The following is a 15,935-nucleotide window of genomic DNA, read 5'->3' as shown; positions in this document are numbered from 1 at the left end:
GTACTTTCCACACTTTCGCCGCCCACCGATTGACCCGTTCCCGCAAGCTGGTTAACGTCACGCCCTAGTAGCCCACTAGCAGGATACCTTATGCCAGACACCCATGAACCCAACATCCATGAAGTCGTGCGCCTGCGGCCGCTGGAGCGCGACGACCTCAGCTTCGTCCATCAGTTGGACAACAACGCCAGCGTGATGCGCTACTGGTTCGAAGAGCCTTACGAAGCATTTGTCGAACTGAGCGACCTGTACGACAAACACATTCACGACCAGAGCGAGCGTCGTTTTATCATCGAGCACGATGCCATCAAGGTCGGATTAGTAGAACTGGTGGACATCAACCATATCCACCGCCGGGCCGAATTCCAGATCATCATCGACCCTGCTCATCAGGGCCGGGGCTATGCCAGTGCCGCCGCCCGGCTGGCGATGGATTACGGTTTTTCGATTCTCAACCTCTACAAGCTGTACCTGATTGTGGACAAGGAGAACCAGAAGGCGATCCACATCTACACCAAGCTGGGGTTTGAGGTGGAAGGCGAGTTGATTCACGAATTTTTCATCAACGGCGAATACCGCAACACTATCCGGATGTGTATTTTCCAGCATCAGTATCTGGCGAAATGCAAAAACCCCAGCGGCAAACACGGCGAAGGCAATATCACCCGTTAATAACACGACGGTTAAAAAAGCCAGAGACAAGTTCTGGCTTTTAAGCGTTTATCGCGGCATCAGGCGTGATAACGCCGGAACAGCGCATTGCCGCGCAGCAATCGCAACCCCAGCCAGCCGCCATACAGCGACAACAGCAGCGTCGCCACTACCGGCAGTCCGCCCCACAGCCACAAATTCGGCTGCCACGGAAAATCGAACACCTTGCGTTGCAGCAGCCATAACGCCGCTTCCGCGCCCAGCGCCGCCGCCACGCCGGCGGACAGCCCCAGCACCGCAAATTCCCACCACAGCGTGGCGCGCAACAAACGACGCCCGGCTCCCAGCGTGCGATACACGATCAATTCCTGACGCCGCTGGCGCATGCCAACCTGAATCTGCGCCAGCAACAACAACGCGCCGCAGAACAGCACCAGCACCACCATCACTTCCAGCGCCAGCCCCACCTGCTGCAACACGGTGCCGATCTGCTTGAGAATGGCGCCGACATCCAGCACCGTCAGCGTCGGAAACTGGCGGTTCAGTTGGGTGATCAACGTATCCCCGCCTTCATAGCGGAAACTGGTCAGCCATGACTGCGGCTGACTATCCAGCGAGCCGGGCGGAAAAATGAAGAAGAAATTCGGTCGCAGGCTTTCCCAGTCCACCTGCCGCAGGCTGCTGATCGTAGCCTGAAACGGCTGAGTATCGCCGGTGAAGGTCAGCGAATCGCCGATCTTCACCCCAAGGCGTTGCGCCACGCCTTGCTCTATCGATACCTCGCCCGCTTTCGGCGGCCACAGCCCCGCCACCAGCGGATTATGGTCCGGCAGTTGGGTCAGCCAGGTCAGGTTCAGTTCGCGGTTGACGGTTTCCCCGCCGGGGTCATCCTCATGCACCAGATCGGTGGCCCGCAGCCCGTTGATTTCCTTCAGACGGGCACGAATAATCGGGTAGAACGTTTCCGGTTTCACCTGATGCTGCGCCAGAAAATCCGTTACCTGCGGCACCTGATCGGCGCTGATATTCAGCACGAAATAATTAGGGCTGCCGGGCAGCAACTGCTGCTGCCAGCGTTCCAGCAAATCGCCGCGCAACAGCAGCAGCAACGCCAGCAGCATGAAAGACAGCGAAAACGCCGCCAACTGGCCCAGCGTCACCCACGGCTGACGCAGCAGACGGTTAATGGCAAGGCGCAGCGACAGCGTTTTCAGCGTCAGGCGGCGCAGCAGCAGCAGGCTACCCCAGCCAATGCCGCCGAGCAGCAGCGCCAACGCCAACATACCGCCCAGCAACGACCATAACAGCGCGCCGCCGCCGGACAGTATCACCAGCAAACCGATTACCACCACCGCCACTACCGGCAGGTAGTAGCGCAGCGGCCAGACATTCGCCACCACATCCTGACGCAACACCCGCAGCGGCTGGGTCGCCAGCAGTTGCCGGTAAGGACGCATCCCCACCAGCAGCGAAATCAGCACCAGCGTGCCCAGCGCCCAGCTCCACGGCCACAGCCCGGCGGCCGGTAATTCGCCGGGCAACACCGGTGAAAGCGCGCGTATCAGCAGCGCCTCGAACCCCATTCCCAGCAGACTGCCGCACAACGCCGACAACGCCAGCACCGATACCCACTGCCCGACGATTAACCGACGCAGCGCCTGCCGCCCGGCACCCAGCGTTTTCAGCACCGCCACCAGATCGTAGCGGCTACGGCAGTAATGCCCCATCGCCACCGCCACCGCCGCCACCGACAGCAGCAGGGTCAGCAATGCCGACAGCAACAGAAACTGCTGGGAGCGTTGCAGAGATTTGCCCAGCGCGCTTTGCGAATCCTCCATGCCGTACCAGCGCTGATCCGGCTTCAACTGCGGTTTGATCACGTCGCTGAAACGGGCGATTTGCGACGGCGTACCGGCAAACATATAGCGCCAGGTAATACGTCCGCCGGGCTGAATGGCGCCGGTTTTTTCCACATCCGCCAGATTCATCAGCACCCGCGGCGCCGTCTCAAACGGGTTAAAGCCGGCGTCCGGCTCCTGCACCAGCTCCCCGGCGATGATCAATGAGGTATCCCCGACATCCAGCCGGTCGCCCGCCTTCAACCCCAGCAAGGCCAGCAGACGCGGCGCGGCCAGCACCGTACCCGGCGCTACCCGCAGCCCGGCCGGCTGGGTTTTCAACTCGCCATACAGCGGATAACGCTCGTCGGTAGCCTTGACCTGCGCCAGTTGCGCGTTGTCGCCCGCGTAGGTCATGGTCATGAACGATACCTGCCGGCTCTGCGTCAGCCCCTGCTGCTGCGCCTGTTGCAGCCAGTTCTCATCCACCGGACGGGACGCCCGCAGCACGCGGTCGCCGGCCAGGAAGTCCCGACTCTGCTGGCTCAGCCCCTTCTCCATGCGGTCGCTGATAGCACCGAGCGCCAGCACGCAGGCCACCGACAGCGTCAACGCCAGCCAGACAATCAGCAACGACGGCGAGCGCCACTCCCGCCAAAACCAACGCCAGATCATGCGTCCTCCCACAGTTTGCCGTCGAGCAGCCGCAGGCAACGTTCACAGCGCGCCGCCAGTTGCTCGTCATGCGTTACCAGAATCAGGGTGGTGGCAAAGTCACGGTTGAGGGAAAACAACAGGTTGGCAATGCGCTCGCCGGTATGACGATCCAGGTTGCCGGTCGGTTCATCGGCGAACAGCACCCGAGGGCGACCGCTAAATGCGCGCGCCAGCGCCACACGCTGCTGCTCGCCGCCGGAAAGCTGCGCCGGCAGATGCTGCAACCGCGCGCCCAGACCGAGCTGCTGCAACAGTTGCTCCGCCTGCTGGCGGCTCTGGCGATCGCTTTCACCGCGCAGCAACGCCGGTAACTGCACGTTTTCCAGTGCGGTCAACGTAGGCACCAGCATAAAAGACTGGAACACGAATCCTACGTCCTTCGCCCGCAGCGCCGCCCGTCCTTCCTCGTCCAGTTGGTCCAGTTGCTGACCGAGCAGCGACACCTGTCCGCTGCTGCCGTCATCCAGCCCGGCCAGAATTCCCAGCAAGGTGGATTTTCCCGAACCGGATTCGCCCACCAACGCAATGGTCTGCGCAGGTTTGACAACCAGCTCAACTCCGGTGAGGATGGAGAGCTGATGTTCCCCCTGACCAACGTGCTTACTAAGATGATGAACTTCAAGAATGTTTTCCGCTGGCATGTCGTTGTCCTTCTATTTTGGGGCCTGTTCAGTCTGCGCGCCTTCGCGGCGGATACGTTGTTGGTACTGGGCGACAGCCTGAGCGCCGGCTATCGTATGGCGGCGAATCAGGCCTGGCCTTCGCTGCTGGATGCAAACTGGCAGTCCAGATCTCCCGCGCCCAAGGTCCGGGTGGTGAACGCCAGTATCAGCGGCGACACGGCAACGCAGGGGCTGGCGCGTCTGTCGACATTGCTGCAACAGCACCAGCCGCGCTGGGTGTTGATCGAGCTGGGCGGCAATGACGGGCTGCGTGGTTTCCCCCCGCAGAACGTAGAGCGGGATCTCGCCAGCATCATTACCCAGGTCAAGACGGCCAACGCCCAACCGCTGCTGATGCAAATCCGCTTGCCAGCCAACTACGGGCGACGCTATACCGAATCGTTCAGTGCTGTTTATCCGCGCCTCGCCAAAAAGTTTGATATTCCGTTGCTGCCGTTTTTCATGGAGCAGGTTTATCTCAAACCGGAATGGATGCAGGATGATGGCATCCATCCCAATCGCGATGCCCAGCCGTTTATCGCCGGATGGATGGCAAAACAGCTCGAACCCGTTGTTAATCAGCACTAAGAACCGATCCTATCAGGCGTCATTGGCGCAGCCAGTTCGGACACGGGAAGCCGCTGAGACAACACGCAACACATGTTGAACGGACAAGGCAATTGTCCGGCCCAACGGGCGAGCGCAGCGAGTAATAGTCCTAATGGGATAGGTTCTAAGTCAGTAAAGATTACTAGTTAACCACGACTCTTGATATTTAAGCGTTTTCATTAGGTAAAGTTATGCAAAAAGCGGTTTTGATTACTGGTTGCTCCAGCGGCATTGGCCTGATTGCCGCTCAATGTTTGCAACAACGCGGCTATCGCGTACTGGCGGCCTGCCGCCGTCATCAGGATGTGGCGCGCATGAACTCGCTGGGTTTTGAGGGGATCGATCTGGATCTCGACAGCAGCGCCAGCGTCAGGCAGGCCGCCGACGTCGTGATTACCCTGACCGGCAACCGGCTCTACGGCCTGTTCAACAACGCCGGTTACGGGTTGTACGGGCCGCTCAACACCATTTCCCGTCAGCAACTGGAGCAACAATTCTCCAGCAATCTGTTCGGTACTCATCAGTTGACCCAGTTGCTGCTGCCGGCCATGTTGCCTCACGGCGAAGGGCGAATTATCCAGACCAGCTCGGTGATGGGGTTGATCTCCACCCCGGGGCGCGGCGCTTACGCCGCCAGCAAATACGCGCTGGAAGCCTGGTCCGACGCGTTGCGCATGGAACTGCACGGCAGCGGTTTGCACGTATCACTGATCGAACCCGGCCCGATCAGCACCAGGTTCACCCACAATGTCGATCAAACGCAGCAGGATAAGCCGGTCACCAACCCCGGCATCGCCAGTCGCTTTACCCTGCCGCCGGAAGCGGTGCTGCCCAAACTGATTCACGCGCTGGAAAGCCCGCGCCCGAAACTGCGCTACCCGGTGACGCTGCTCGCCCACGGTATCACCGTACTGCGTCGCCTGTTGCCGGGCCGCGTGCTTGATCACCTGTTGCGGACAAAATCCTGATTCGGGGTTGAAGTGGCGGACATCGCCCCCATTAATGGCTGAAACGGCTAAGAGAGAATGACATGTTAGAACAACACGCCACCACGATTGATATCAACGAGACCAACCTGCATCAGGTGCTGGAACAGTCCATGAGCGCCCCGGTGCTGTTCTATTTCTGGTCCGAACGCAGCACCCATTGCCAGCAACTGGAGCCGGTGCTGGACAAACTGGCGGCGGAATACGCCGGTCAGTTTATTCTGGCCAAAGTGGATTGCGACGCCGAGCAGCGCGTGGCGGCCCAGTTCGGCCTGCGCGCCATCCCGACGGTTTATCTGTTCAAGGACGGTCAGCCGGTGGACGGTTTTCAGGGGCCGCAGCCGGAAGAGGTTATCCGCGACCTGCTGCAGCGGGTCTTGCCCAAAGCCGAAGACCTAAAACTGGCGCAGGCTCAGCAGTTGATCCAGGAAAACCAGTTGAAAGAGGCGGCCGTACTGCTGAAAGACGCCTGGCAACTGGACGCCAAACGCAGCGATATCGCGCTGCTGTTGGCGGAAGTGCAGATCCAGCTCAACCGCACCGAGGACGCGCAAACGGTGCTGGACGCGATCCCGCTGCAGGATCAGGACACCCGTTACCACGGGCTGGTGGCGCAAATCGAACTGATGAAACAGGCGGCGGATACGCCGGAAATCCAGCAATTGCAGCAGCAACTGGCGGCCTCGCCGGATAATCAGGAGCTGGCAGTGCAGCTCAGCCTGCAACTGCATCAGGTCGGGCGCAACGAAGAAGCGCTGGAACTGCTGATGGGAATGCTGAAGAAAGATTTGACCGCCGCCGGCGGCAACGCCCGTAAAACGATGATGGACATCATGGCCGCGCTTGGCACCGGCGACGCGCTGGCAGCCCGCTATCGCCGTCAGTTGTACTCACTGCTGTACTGATCCCTACCATTACTGCGGGGGCCGTTGCCCCCGCGCTCTGCGTTTCCCGACGGCGGCTTACAACGTCTCCAGCACGCTGATCCAGCCATGACCGCCATACACCGGCCAGCCATTAAGCCAGCGGCGCAGCATGTTCATCGCCAGCATCGCCACCACATCCTGATGGGTTTTACGGCTATAACGCCGCACATTCACCTGAATCGTCTGGGCGAATGTCCCTTCGGGGGTGTGCAACGCCAGCGTCAGAACCCCGTCATCAGAACGGCCGACGTACAGCGCCAGTTCCGTTTGATGGCGTTGCGCCAGCGTTTGGGTCGCCCCGGCGACGGCCGCCAGCGTCAACGCCTCGTCCTCCACCCGTAGCTCGCCGCCGGACAGCGGCACATCCGCCTCACGCAGTTGCCAGTTGAGCAGACCGGCGGTGAAGTCTTCCGCCACCGTCAGACGCAACCCACGCTCGCCAAGGCGGCGCGCCAGCTGCGCCGGCAGCCCATCGGTGCCCTCGAAAATCGCATTTTCACCGGCAATGTCGCGCACCGTTTCCCACACGGCTTCCATCTCCGCACGTCGTGTGGCCGGGCCGGTCAGCTTCAGCTCGATAATCGGCATGGAGGAGCGATACCCCAGCACCACGTCCGGCGGCAGCGGCAGTCCGTCGAGCTGGCTGGCGAGATCGCTTTCGGAACGGCCGAAAGTGGTCAGCCGCAGGCACAACGGCGGCTCGGCAACGGCAAAACGCTGACGCAGGCGCGGCAGAATCTGCTGCTCCACCATCACTTTGAATTCAGACGGTACGCCTGGGGTGAAAAACATCAGGCACTGGTTCAGTTGCATCGCAAAACCGCAGGCGGTGCCGACCGGGTTATCCACCAATTCAGCGCTGGCGGGCAATTGAGCCTGTTTGCGGTTGCTGTCGGCCATGACCCGGCCACGCTCGGTGAAGAAAGCTTCCATGCGGGCGATCCATTCGGCATGCTCGACCAGCGTTTCTCCGGCCGCCGTGGCCGCCGCCAGCGAGCTGAGGTCATCGCTGGTCGGCCCCAGACCGCCATTGACGATCAGCACATCGGCGATTTGGCTGCGCTCGGTCAACGCGGCCACCAGTTCCTCCAGCTTATCGCCCACCGTCATGCGGCTGGTCATCGGCACGCCCTGTGAAAACAGGTAATCCGCCAGCCAGGCGGCGTTGGTATCCACAATCTGGCCGTGCAGCACTTCATCGCCGGTACATAACATCTCAACCCTAAGCATCCACGTCACTCCTTATGATGGTTTCACACCACTTTAGAAACTCGACGCCATAAACACAATCACGCTCTCCGCCGGCCCCAAAAAACAAAAGGCGTGATAAGCACGCCTTTTGTTTTGGTTTGCCAACGATGCAGGAGGATCAGAAATTCAGACCCACGCCAACGTAAGCGGTATCCGCCACGCGGTTGTCGTTACCGTCTTCGCCGGACGCCATGTTGATATAGCGATACCCGACATCCAACGACAGCGGACGGAGCGGCTGCCAGCGCACGCCACCACGGGCTTCCACATAATGGTCCACATGACTGGAGAACGCGTCCGGCGAGTAATAGCCTTCGCCATACAGGGAAATGGAACTGGTCACCGGCACCTGCAAGCCGCCGCCCAGCGCGACGCCATAACCATCTTTAAAATGGTTCTGGTTCAGGTAAAGCCCTTTGGCTCCCACTTTGAGCGACGCGTTGCTCAGCGCGAAGGTGTAATCCAGACCGGCGCTGTAGACGTCATTGCTGTGTTTGTCATCATGGCTCCAGCCTGCATTGCCGGACAGACCAGGCACGCCCAGACCAAAGCCGGCGTTGACGCCCGTATAGTCACGACCCGCTTCCCCGGAAATACCGATGGCATGAGCGGAAACGGTCGCCAGCAGCAAACTTCCCGCACAAGCAATAACCCACTTTTTCATTTCTATAATCCTTAAAGACAAATAAGAACCTATCCCAATAGGCACCATTGGCGCAGCCAGTTTGGACACGGACAGCGCGGAAAAACCGGAGCGTACACGGAGTACGTGAGGATTTCGAGCACTGACCAAGTCCCAAATGGCAAGTAAAATAGCCTATTGGGATAGGTTCTACGTTAAACGCGCACAACACCGTAATGTTAACACGCATTTTACCTAAATCTTCAGCAGCCAAAAGCATAAATAACCGACGAATGATGCTGTCGCGACGAAAAACAGGGCATTTTGCTCTTCCCGGCCGATGACCGAGCGCCCGCGCTATCACGCCGCATCCCTGTCACGTTACTCAGCGCGGCTGCTGCTCCACCCAGCTTTTCACCTGCTGGCGGGATACCTTGATCCCGCCGTTTTTCAACGTAGCCGGCAGCGGATAACACGCCACCGGACGCTGAAACCCCGCCAGGCGGGATTGCCACCATGCGACCAACTGGGACAACGGCAGGGCGTTTTCCACTTCAACGACCGCCACCGGGCGCTGGCCGAACTCCGGATCATCCACCGGCACCACGCAGGCATAGGTTACATCCGGATGCTGCAGCAGAACCGCTTCCACATCTTCCGGCTGAATCCCCTCGCCGCCACTGAAGAACTGATTATCCAGCCGCCCCAGAATTCGCCATTCATGCCCATCCCACTGACCGCGGTCACGGGTATGAAACCAGCCTTGCGCATCAGTGAGCGGGCTCACCCCGCCTTCGCGCCAGTATCCCGCCGCCAGACAGCGGCCGCGCAGCAGAATTTCTTCGCCTTCCAGCCGTATTTCACGCCCCACCAGCGGCAACCCAACGCCGCCGCCGGCATCCGCGCGCTTGGCGCACACCGTGGACGCCAGTTCCGTCAGACCGTAGCCGCACCAGCAGCGGATGCCCTGCGCTTCCGCCTGTTGTGTCAGCTCCGCCGGGATCATCGCACCGCCCAGCAACACCGCACGCAGGCTGACAGGAGAGCGGTTCTGCGACAGAAGACGCCAAAGCTGGGTGGGAACCAGCGAAGCGTGAGTACACACTCGCAAGGCGACATCCAACGGCTGATCCGGTCTGACCACCAGCGATGCCCCGGCGGCCAGCCAGCGCCAGACAATCCCCTGTCCGGACACGTGAAACAGCGGCAGCGACAGCAACCAGCGATCGCCCGCGCTGAACGCCATCAGCGCCAGTACGCCTTCGGCGCTCACCAGATGAGCCTCGCAGGTGTGCACCGCCGCTTTCGGCATGCCGCTGGAACCGGACGTCAACGTCATGGTCGCCAGCCGCTGTGATTCCCACGGTAATGCCGGCTGCACGTCATCCGGCGATGACGCCGACAAGCTGAGAGGGATGATGCTCTGCGGCCACGCATAGCCATCCACGCTCAGCCCATACTCGATATTCAGCGCGGGCAACAACGCGTCCAGCAGCGTATCGGGCAGTTGAGGATTTAATGGCAACAGACGCGCCCCGCACTGCAACAGCGCCAGATAGCAGAACAGCATCTCGGTACTGTTTTTGCCGCGCAGCGCCACCCCCATGCCGGGCCTCACCCCCTGACGAACAAAGCCGGTCGCCAGTTGATTAAGATGATTCGCCAGTTGCTGCCAGCTCCAAATCCCGTCGTCGTCCATCAGCGCCGGCGCCATCGGCTGAGACGCAGCCCAGCTTCGCCACGGCCAGTCGGTCAGGCTTGCCATATCGGTTCCAGACAGTCCGCCGCGATCAACGGCAACGTGCTGTCAGGCCAGGCGCGCACCACCTGCGCCTGCATCAGATCCAGCGTATCCAGCCCCGGCAGAACGCCCGGCGTCAGCCAGCGCGCCAGCCGCGCCAGCTGCGTCAACCCCAGGCTGGACTCGATGCCGGAGCTGATCACCGCCGTCAGGCCAGCCTGACGCGCCTGCGCCACCAGTTGACGACAGCGATTCAGGCTACCGGTCAGCGAAGGTTTGATAATAATGGCGGCCACGCCCGGTTCCGCTTCAACCCGAAATCCCGGCTCGCGTACGCTTTCGTCCCAGGCGATGGCAATACCGGTATCGCGGGCGAAATCGCGCGACTCGTCGCGGGTTTTGCAGGGTTCCTCCAGAAAAGCGATGCGGGAACGATAGGCAGGCGTCACATAGCGGGCGAATCCGTCGGCTTTGGCTCGCGTCCAACTGCGGTTGGCGTCCAGTCGCAAGCGCAGTTCGGGTAGCGCGTCCAGCAACAGGTTGACGATCATGCCGTCGCGTACCGCTTCATACAGCCCGACCTTCACCTTCGCCACCGGCTCGGGCAGGCTTTGCAGCATGGCGAACAATTCATCCGGATCGCCATTGCACAGCGGCGCCTTACGATAGTCCGCGTCGTCGGGCAGCAGGCCGGACAGTTCAGCCAGCGCGCAGCTAACGCCGAAATCGACCGAGGGCAAGCCGCACTCGTCCGGCTCCTGCCCTGACAGCCAGGCTTGCAGTTGCGTCTGCGCCGCGCTGGACGCCTCCTCCAGCGTTTCCACACTGAACTGCGGCAACGGCGCGACCTCGCCCCAGCCTTCCCGCTCGCCGTCACGCAGGCGGATAAGCAGCCCGTCGCGGGTTTTCAGGCGTTGGTTGCGCAGCACCACCCCGGCGTCCATCGGCACGCTGTAACGGTAGAGGATGGCCTGACGCATCAGGGATTCCGCTTGAATTTGCTGAAGTCGGGCTGGCGTTTTTCGTTAAAGGCATTGCGGCCTTCCTGCCCTTCTTCCGTCATGTAGAACAGCATGGTGGCGTTGCCGGCCAGTTCCTGCAACCCGGACTGACCGTCGCAGTCGGCGTTCAGCGCGGCTTTCAGGCAGCGCAGTGCTATCGGGCTGTTTTGCAGCATTTCACGGCACCAGCGCACGGTTTCGCGCTCCAGCTCCGCCACCGGCACCACGGTGTTGACCAGTCCCATATCCAGCGCCTGCTGAGCATCATACTGACGGCACAAGAACCAGATTTCGCGGGCTTTTTTCTGGCCGACGATGCGCGCCATGTACGACGCGCCCCAGCCGCCGTCAAAAGAGCCGACGCGCGGTCCGGTCTGGCCGAAAATGGCGTTTTCCGCCGCGATGGTCAGGTCGCACATCATGTGCAGCACATGGCCGCCGCCGATGGAATAACCCGCCACCATCGCCACCACCGGTTTCGGGCAGGTGCGAATTTGACGCTGGAAATCCAGCACGTTGAGATGATGCACGCCGCTGTCGTCTTTGTAGCCGCCGTAATCGCCGCGCACTTTCTGGTCGCCGCCGGAACAGAACGCTTTCTCGCCGGCGCCGGTCAGGATGATCACGCCGATGCCGTCGTCATGACGGGCATTGTCCAGCGCCTGAATCATCTCTTTTACCGTTTGCGGGCGGAATGCGTTGCGCACCTGAGGACGATTGATGGTGATTTTGGCGATGCCGTCGGTCGACTTGTGATAAAGGATATCGACAAAATCCCCGCTGCAATCGTGCCATGCTACCGGTGCGTAAAGCAGTTCTTCACTGGGATAAAGCATATTGAATCTTCCTTTCGGGATGCGAAATGAACTGGCGGATCCGTTCGGCATACGCCGACGGATTCGCCTGATGAGCGTTGTGCCCGGCGCGGTCCACACTCAGCAACGGCAAACGATGCTGTGCGGCCAGCGCCTGAAATTTTGTGTCCTGACTGCCGCAGAGGTAACCGAACGGCACCTGTAACTGCCGCAGAGCGTCAACCAGACAAGGTTGGCGGGATAGCGAGGTCGCTTCCAGCATTTCGGCGACCGCCGGTCCGTGATTGCCGCGCCGTAAGGTAACCAACCGGTCGCGTTGCGCCGGCGACAGGCGGGCGAAAACCGGCTGCTGATACCAGTCCGGCAGCACGCTATCCAGCGCCTCATGGCGAAAACGCCGCGCCCAGTCGGCATCATGCCGCTGTCGTGCGTCGCGCTCCCCTGCTGACGCCAGCCCCGGATGCCCGCCTTCCACCAGCAGCCCTCGCAAACCGGCAGCGTCGCCCTGACAGGCGTGATACATGGCAATGCGTCCGCCCAGCGAATACCCCAGCAACCAGTAGTCAGCCACCGCCTGTTGCGCCAGCAGCGCGGTCAATTGCCGACTCACGTCGTTGAAATCCGCCGCCGACAACGACCGGGACGCGCCATGCCCCGGTAAATCCACCAGCAGCAACGGCCAGTCGGCCAGATACGGCAACACCGGCTGCCAGTCTTCGCCGCTGCCGAGCAGGCCATGCAGCATCACCAGCCAGGGTTGCCCCGGCTGCGGCTGACCAACCCGACGGCAATACATCGTCACCACGACGGCACCTCGGCCGACAGCCGTTTTAACGTTTCGGCGCCAGCTTTAGGCTCTACCACCACTTCCAGCAGCGTGGTGCCGCCCTGCCGCCACCCGGCGTTTACCGCATCCTGCACGTCGGGCCATTGCTGCGCCCGTGCGTAACGCAGCCCGAACAGCGCCGCCGCATGGCGAAAATCCACCTGTTGCGGCATGCAGTAAAAGGCTTCGCGCTGCGCCTCGGGCGTCGGCAATAACGAAAAAATCTGCCCGCCGTCATTGTTCACCACCACCAGCACCAGCGGCGCAGGCGGTTGACGCAACAGCGCCAGCCCGTTGAGGTCATACAACGCCGACAGATCGCCGACGATGGCGAGCATCGGCCGGGCATTGGCACGCTGTACGCCCGCCAGCGTCGACAGCAGACCATCAATACCGCTGGCGCCGCGGTTGGCATACACAGGATACCCCGCCGGCAGACGGGCAAAGGCATCCACCAGCCTCACCGTCAAGCTGTTGCCGACGAAAAACTGCCCTTCCGGCGGCAGCAGTTCGGCGACGCGATGCGCCAGCTGCGCCTCGCCGAAACCGCCGGACAAGCGGGCGGCCACCTGTTGGATGACCCGCTCCGCACAGGCTTCCACCTCCGGCGCCCAGGCCGGTTGAACAACGGCCGGATGCGCCGCCAGCCAGTCGACAATGTCGGTCACCAATCGGCGGCCGCGATGCTGCGCGGGATCAAGCCGCCCCGGAAGGCTGTCGACCAACCAGTATTGCTCGGGTGTCGACGTCGCCTGCCACTGCAGCAGGCGTTTACCGGTCAGGCTGGCGCCGAACTGCACCACGATCTCAGCCTGACGCAGCGTTTCCGCCTGCGGATGCTGAAGCCACAAATCGGCGCAGGCCAGTGGTTGACCGGTTTGCGACAGTACATCGCCAATCAGCGGCCAGCCGAGCCGGCGCGCCCAGGCGGCGATCTGCTCGCCGGCCGATGCGGACACCCGTCCGACGATCACCACGCCGCGCCGCTGCCGCCATTGCGGCCAGCCCGGTTGCATCGTTGTTACCGGCGTCGCCCGCGCATCCTGCAGCCACGGCTGCGGTTGATGCCACCAGTCGCCCAGCGCCAGCAGCCAGTCCTGAAAGGCGGCCGGATCGTCTTCGCCATATAACGGTTCGGCAAACGGGCAATTGATATGCAGCGCGCCGTGGCGCAGCTCGCTCATGGCGTTGTCGAGGGCGGAAACCAGCCAGCGGGCCGGAATATCACAGGTGGGACGCGGTAAATTAAGCGTTGATGTCGGGTGCGAGGCAAACATGCCGGGCTGCCGAATCGCCTGATTGGCGCCGCAGTCGATCAGTTCCGGCGGGCGATCCGCGGTCAGTATCACCAGCCGCTCGCCGGTCAGCCCGGCTTCAATAATCGCCGGATAGAGATTGGCCGCCGCCGTACCGGACGTCACTATCACCGCCACGGCGTCGCCAGAGGCTTTGGCCAGCCCCAGCGCCAGGTGACCAAGACCGCGCTCATCAAAATGAGTGTGACAGACCAGCGCCGGATGCGAAGCAGCCGCCAGCGTCAGCGGTGTGGAACGCGATCCCGGCGCAATACAGATATGACGGATACCCTGATGGCTGAGCGCCTCAACGATTACCGTTGCCCAGCGGCGGTTAAAAATATGTGTGGACATGATCGACTCAACAACTCCGGTTGCGGGTTGTGGCAATAATTATATTTTTTTTCATCCGGCTAACTTTGATGTAAACCAGTAACAGGCAATAAATCGCACTATGAAATAGCATCTTCCAGCAACGACTTCAGTCCGGCGGCCTTGTTTTCCAATTCCTGCCATTCTTGTTCTGGATCAGATCCCGCCACAATGCCCGCGCCGGCATACAGCGTTAGCTGCCGCTCCGCCACGCTGGCGGAGCGCAACGCCACGCTGAATTCAGACTGCTGACGCGACAAATACCCCGCCGAACCGGCATACCAGCCGCGGTGAAACGGCTCATGTCGGGCCAGAAACGCCCGCGCGGCGGCGCGCGGCAAACCTGCCACCGCCGCGGTCGGCTGCAGCAGATGCAAGCACTCGCTATCCGTACCACTGCGCAGCGTCGCCTGAATTGTTCGCCGCAAATGTTGCACCTTACGCAGACGGACGATCTCCGGCGGCATCACATCCAGCGTCAACGCCGCTTGATGCAGGCGCTGACAGATATCGTCCACCACCAGCATATTCTCACACTGGTTTTTTACGTCATTCATCAACCAGTCTGCCAGCACGGCGGCTTTTTCATCGTCATGATCGCTGGCGACCGTTCCAGCCAACGCTTCCGTTTCCAGACGGGTCTGCCGCCGCCGATAAAGCCGCTCAGGGCTGGACCCCAGAAACGCCTGATGCGGCGCGAAAGCCAGCATGAAATGATAACAGCGGTAATTGGCCGCCCGGCTAGCCGCCATCAGCGTGGTCGCCAGCAATGGCCGATCAAGCGACAGAACCGAGGCGCGGGCCGGCACCACTTTTTCCATCTGCCCGGCGGCAATGTCCGCCAGCGCCAGATGCAACAGGTCGATCCACTGCTGGCGATCCGGACAATGGCGGGTAGCTTCTATACGGGTATGCAGCGTCGGCAACGGCTGCGGCGGCAATAGCCGGCGCAGAAAATCCTGTGCGTCGCGCGCATCATCACGCAGCGAGGTATCACTACACAGATTGACCCGCAGGCGCAGGCGCCCCCCTTGCCGCAACAGGGCGATGCGTGGCAGAAACAGAAACGCGGCGGCGGAATTAGTCTTCGCTGCCGGATGCTGTTCAAACGCATTCAATCCCCAGAGGCGTACGCTGTCGTCCACATCGTGGCGTTGCAGGAAGTCTTCAGCGTGCGCGATATCGCCAAACACACGTACCTGACCACACACCGCCGCCTCTTCATCGTCCTGACGATGCTGCCAGTAAAACTGCGGATAGACAGGCTGCGAGGCCAGCCACGCCAGCAACGGCGAGCCGTCCTGTAACGACATGGTCAACGTGACTGCATGAAAGCCCGCCTGCTCAGGCAAGGGTTCGTTGAGCGCCTGATGCATCTGGCGCAGCAGGTCAGAAAATTGCTGCACATTCACCCCATAGCCTAACTGAAAGTAGGGAATTATACGGGGCTATCCCTACAAAAAAAAAGTCATTAGCTTGATACCTACCCCGTAATAACCTGCTTACCCACCCGCTATTTCCACGTTTAGGCCTTTCCCCGACCGCCTGCCGGCGAACCGAACGCGCCCGCGGCTGAATAACGCCGCGTAGAAGTGGGCACTAGCTCCACGGAGGTTTATCTCA

At 61.3% G+C, this 15,935-nt stretch carries 14 protein-coding genes; 4 read left to right on the top strand and 10 right to left on the bottom strand.

The window, feature by feature from the left end; all coding sequences use genetic code 11:
* The first annotated feature begins 90 nt into the window (after positions 1–90).
* On the top strand, positions 91–672 hold the full coding sequence (speG, locus tag DDA898_RS06140; protein WP_050570211.1) for a spermidine N1-acetyltransferase: 582 nt from the start codon (positions 91–93) through the stop codon (positions 670–672).
* Positions 673–731: 59 nt separating this feature from the next.
* Here the strand turns inward: speG and ybbP are convergent, their stop codons facing one another.
* Both ybbP and ybbA read right to left on the bottom strand, forming a co-directional pair.
* On the bottom strand, positions 732–3,164 hold the full coding sequence (gene ybbP, locus DDA898_RS06135; protein WP_038910563.1) for a putative ABC transporter permease subunit YbbP: 2,433 nt from the start codon (positions 3,162–3,164) through the stop codon (positions 732–734).
* The gene (gene ybbA, locus DDA898_RS06130; protein ID WP_013316923.1) at positions 3,161–3,847 is read right to left on the bottom strand and encodes a putative ABC transporter ATP-binding protein YbbA; all 687 of its coding nucleotides are present in this window, start codon (positions 3,845–3,847) and stop codon (positions 3,161–3,163) included. The genes ybbP and ybbA overlap by 4 nt, the downstream gene beginning before the upstream one ends.
* Between ybbA and tesA the strand changes: the two genes are divergently transcribed.
* The 3 genes from tesA (at position 3,815) to DDA898_RS06115 (ending at position 6,368) form a co-directional block, all read left to right on the top strand.
* Complete coding sequence (tesA, locus tag DDA898_RS06125) at positions 3,815–4,456, top strand: multifunctional acyl-CoA thioesterase I/protease I/lysophospholipase L1 (RefSeq protein WP_152490670.1); 642 nt, start codon at positions 3,815–3,817, stop codon at positions 4,454–4,456. The two genes, ybbA and tesA, sit on opposite strands and share 33 nt — an antisense overlap.
* Positions 4,457–4,668: 212 nt before the next feature.
* On the top strand, positions 4,669–5,445 hold the full coding sequence (locus DDA898_RS06120; protein WP_013316921.1) for an SDR family oxidoreductase: 777 nt from the start codon (positions 4,669–4,671) through the stop codon (positions 5,443–5,445).
* Positions 5,446–5,507: 62 nt separating this feature from the next.
* Positions 5,508–6,368, top strand: coding sequence for a co-chaperone YbbN (locus DDA898_RS06115; RefSeq protein WP_038900598.1), 861 nt, complete (start codon positions 5,508–5,510; stop codon positions 6,366–6,368).
* Between the two features lie 57 nt (positions 6,369–6,425).
* Here DDA898_RS06115 and DDA898_RS06110 read toward each other — a convergent pair whose 3' ends face one another.
* From DDA898_RS06110 to menF, 8 genes are all read right to left on the bottom strand, one after another.
* Complete coding sequence (locus DDA898_RS06110) at positions 6,426–7,619, bottom strand: nicotinamide mononucleotide deamidase-related protein YfaY (RefSeq protein ID WP_038910562.1); 1,194 nt, start codon at positions 7,617–7,619, stop codon at positions 6,426–6,428.
* 139 nt (positions 7,620–7,758) lie between these two features.
* Positions 7,759–8,304 (bottom strand): YfaZ family outer membrane protein, encoded by a 546-nt coding sequence (locus DDA898_RS06105; RefSeq protein WP_038910561.1) that lies wholly within the window; start codon positions 8,302–8,304, stop codon positions 7,759–7,761.
* A gap of 343 nt (positions 8,305–8,647) precedes the next feature.
* Positions 8,648–10,027: an o-succinylbenzoate--CoA ligase gene (gene menE, locus DDA898_RS06100; protein ID WP_038910560.1), complete on the bottom strand. Its 1,380-nt coding sequence runs from the start codon at positions 10,025–10,027 to the stop codon at positions 8,648–8,650.
* A complete protein-coding gene (gene menC, locus DDA898_RS06095; RefSeq protein ID WP_038910559.1) occupies positions 10,015–10,983 on the bottom strand; it encodes an o-succinylbenzoate synthase in 969 nt (322 codons plus the stop codon). The genes menE and menC overlap by 13 nt, the downstream gene beginning before the upstream one ends.
* Positions 10,983–11,840, bottom strand: a complete 858-nt coding sequence (menB, locus tag DDA898_RS06090; protein ID WP_038910558.1) for a 1,4-dihydroxy-2-naphthoyl-CoA synthase — start codon at positions 11,838–11,840, stop codon at positions 10,983–10,985. The genes menC and menB overlap by 1 nt, the downstream gene beginning before the upstream one ends.
* A complete protein-coding gene (gene menH, locus DDA898_RS06085; protein WP_038910557.1) occupies positions 11,824–12,615 on the bottom strand; it encodes a 2-succinyl-6-hydroxy-2,4-cyclohexadiene-1-carboxylate synthase in 792 nt (263 codons plus the stop codon). The genes menB and menH overlap by 17 nt, the downstream gene beginning before the upstream one ends.
* Before the next feature lie 2 nt (positions 12,616–12,617).
* Positions 12,618–14,294, bottom strand: a complete 1,677-nt coding sequence (gene menD, locus DDA898_RS06080; RefSeq protein ID WP_038910556.1) for a 2-succinyl-5-enolpyruvyl-6-hydroxy-3-cyclohexene-1-carboxylic-acid synthase — start codon at positions 14,292–14,294, stop codon at positions 12,618–12,620.
* A 98-nt stretch (positions 14,295–14,392) separates the two neighbouring features.
* Complete coding sequence (gene menF, locus DDA898_RS06075; protein WP_050570210.1) at positions 14,393–15,724, bottom strand: isochorismate synthase MenF; 1,332 nt, start codon at positions 15,722–15,724, stop codon at positions 14,393–14,395.
* Positions 15,725–15,935: the final 211 nt, after the last annotated feature.

It is taken from the genome of Dickeya dadantii NCPPB 898 (genome assembly GCF_000406145.1).
In the GTDB taxonomy this organism is placed as follows: Bacteria; Pseudomonadota; Gammaproteobacteria; order Enterobacterales; family Enterobacteriaceae; genus Dickeya; species Dickeya dadantii.
This window is presented reverse-complemented; position numbering and strand designations above follow the sequence as displayed.

What these genes read in the sequence shown, in the direction of transcription:
- speG (WP_050570211.1), top strand. Translation starts at nt 91, where the DNA reads ATGCCAGACACCCATGAACCCAACATCCATGAAGTCGTGCGCCTGCGG.
- ybbP (WP_038910563.1), bottom strand. Translation starts at nt 3,164, where the DNA reads ATGATCTGGCGTTGGTTTTGGCGGGAGTGGCGCTCGCCGTCGTTGCTG.
- tesA (WP_152490670.1), top strand. Translation starts at nt 3,815, where the DNA reads ATGATGAACTTCAAGAATGTTTTCCGCTGGCATGTCGTTGTCCTTCTA.
- ybbA (WP_013316923.1), bottom strand. Translation starts at nt 3,847, where the DNA reads ATGCCAGCGGAAAACATTCTTGAAGTTCATCATCTTAGTAAGCACGTT.
- DDA898_RS06120 (WP_013316921.1), top strand. Translation starts at nt 4,669, where the DNA reads ATGCAAAAAGCGGTTTTGATTACTGGTTGCTCCAGCGGCATTGGCCTG.
- DDA898_RS06115 (WP_038900598.1), top strand. Translation starts at nt 5,508, where the DNA reads ATGTTAGAACAACACGCCACCACGATTGATATCAACGAGACCAACCTG.
- DDA898_RS06110 (WP_038910562.1), bottom strand. Translation starts at nt 7,619, where the DNA reads ATGCTTAGGGTTGAGATGTTATGTACCGGCGATGAAGTGCTGCACGGC.
- DDA898_RS06105 (WP_038910561.1), bottom strand. Translation starts at nt 8,304, where the DNA reads ATGAAAAAGTGGGTTATTGCTTGTGCGGGAAGTTTGCTGCTGGCGACC.
- menE (WP_038910560.1), bottom strand. Translation starts at nt 10,027, where the DNA reads ATGGCAAGCCTGACCGACTGGCCGTGGCGAAGCTGGGCTGCGTCTCAG.
- menC (WP_038910559.1), bottom strand. Translation starts at nt 10,983, where the DNA reads ATGCGTCAGGCCATCCTCTACCGTTACAGCGTGCCGATGGACGCCGGG.
- menB (WP_038910558.1), bottom strand. Translation starts at nt 11,840, where the DNA reads ATGCTTTATCCCAGTGAAGAACTGCTTTACGCACCGGTAGCATGGCAC.
- menH (WP_038910557.1), bottom strand. Translation starts at nt 12,615, where the DNA reads ATGTATTGCCGTCGGGTTGGTCAGCCGCAGCCGGGGCAACCCTGGCTG.
- menD (WP_038910556.1), bottom strand. Translation starts at nt 14,294, where the DNA reads ATGTCCACACATATTTTTAACCGCCGCTGGGCAACGGTAATCGTTGAG.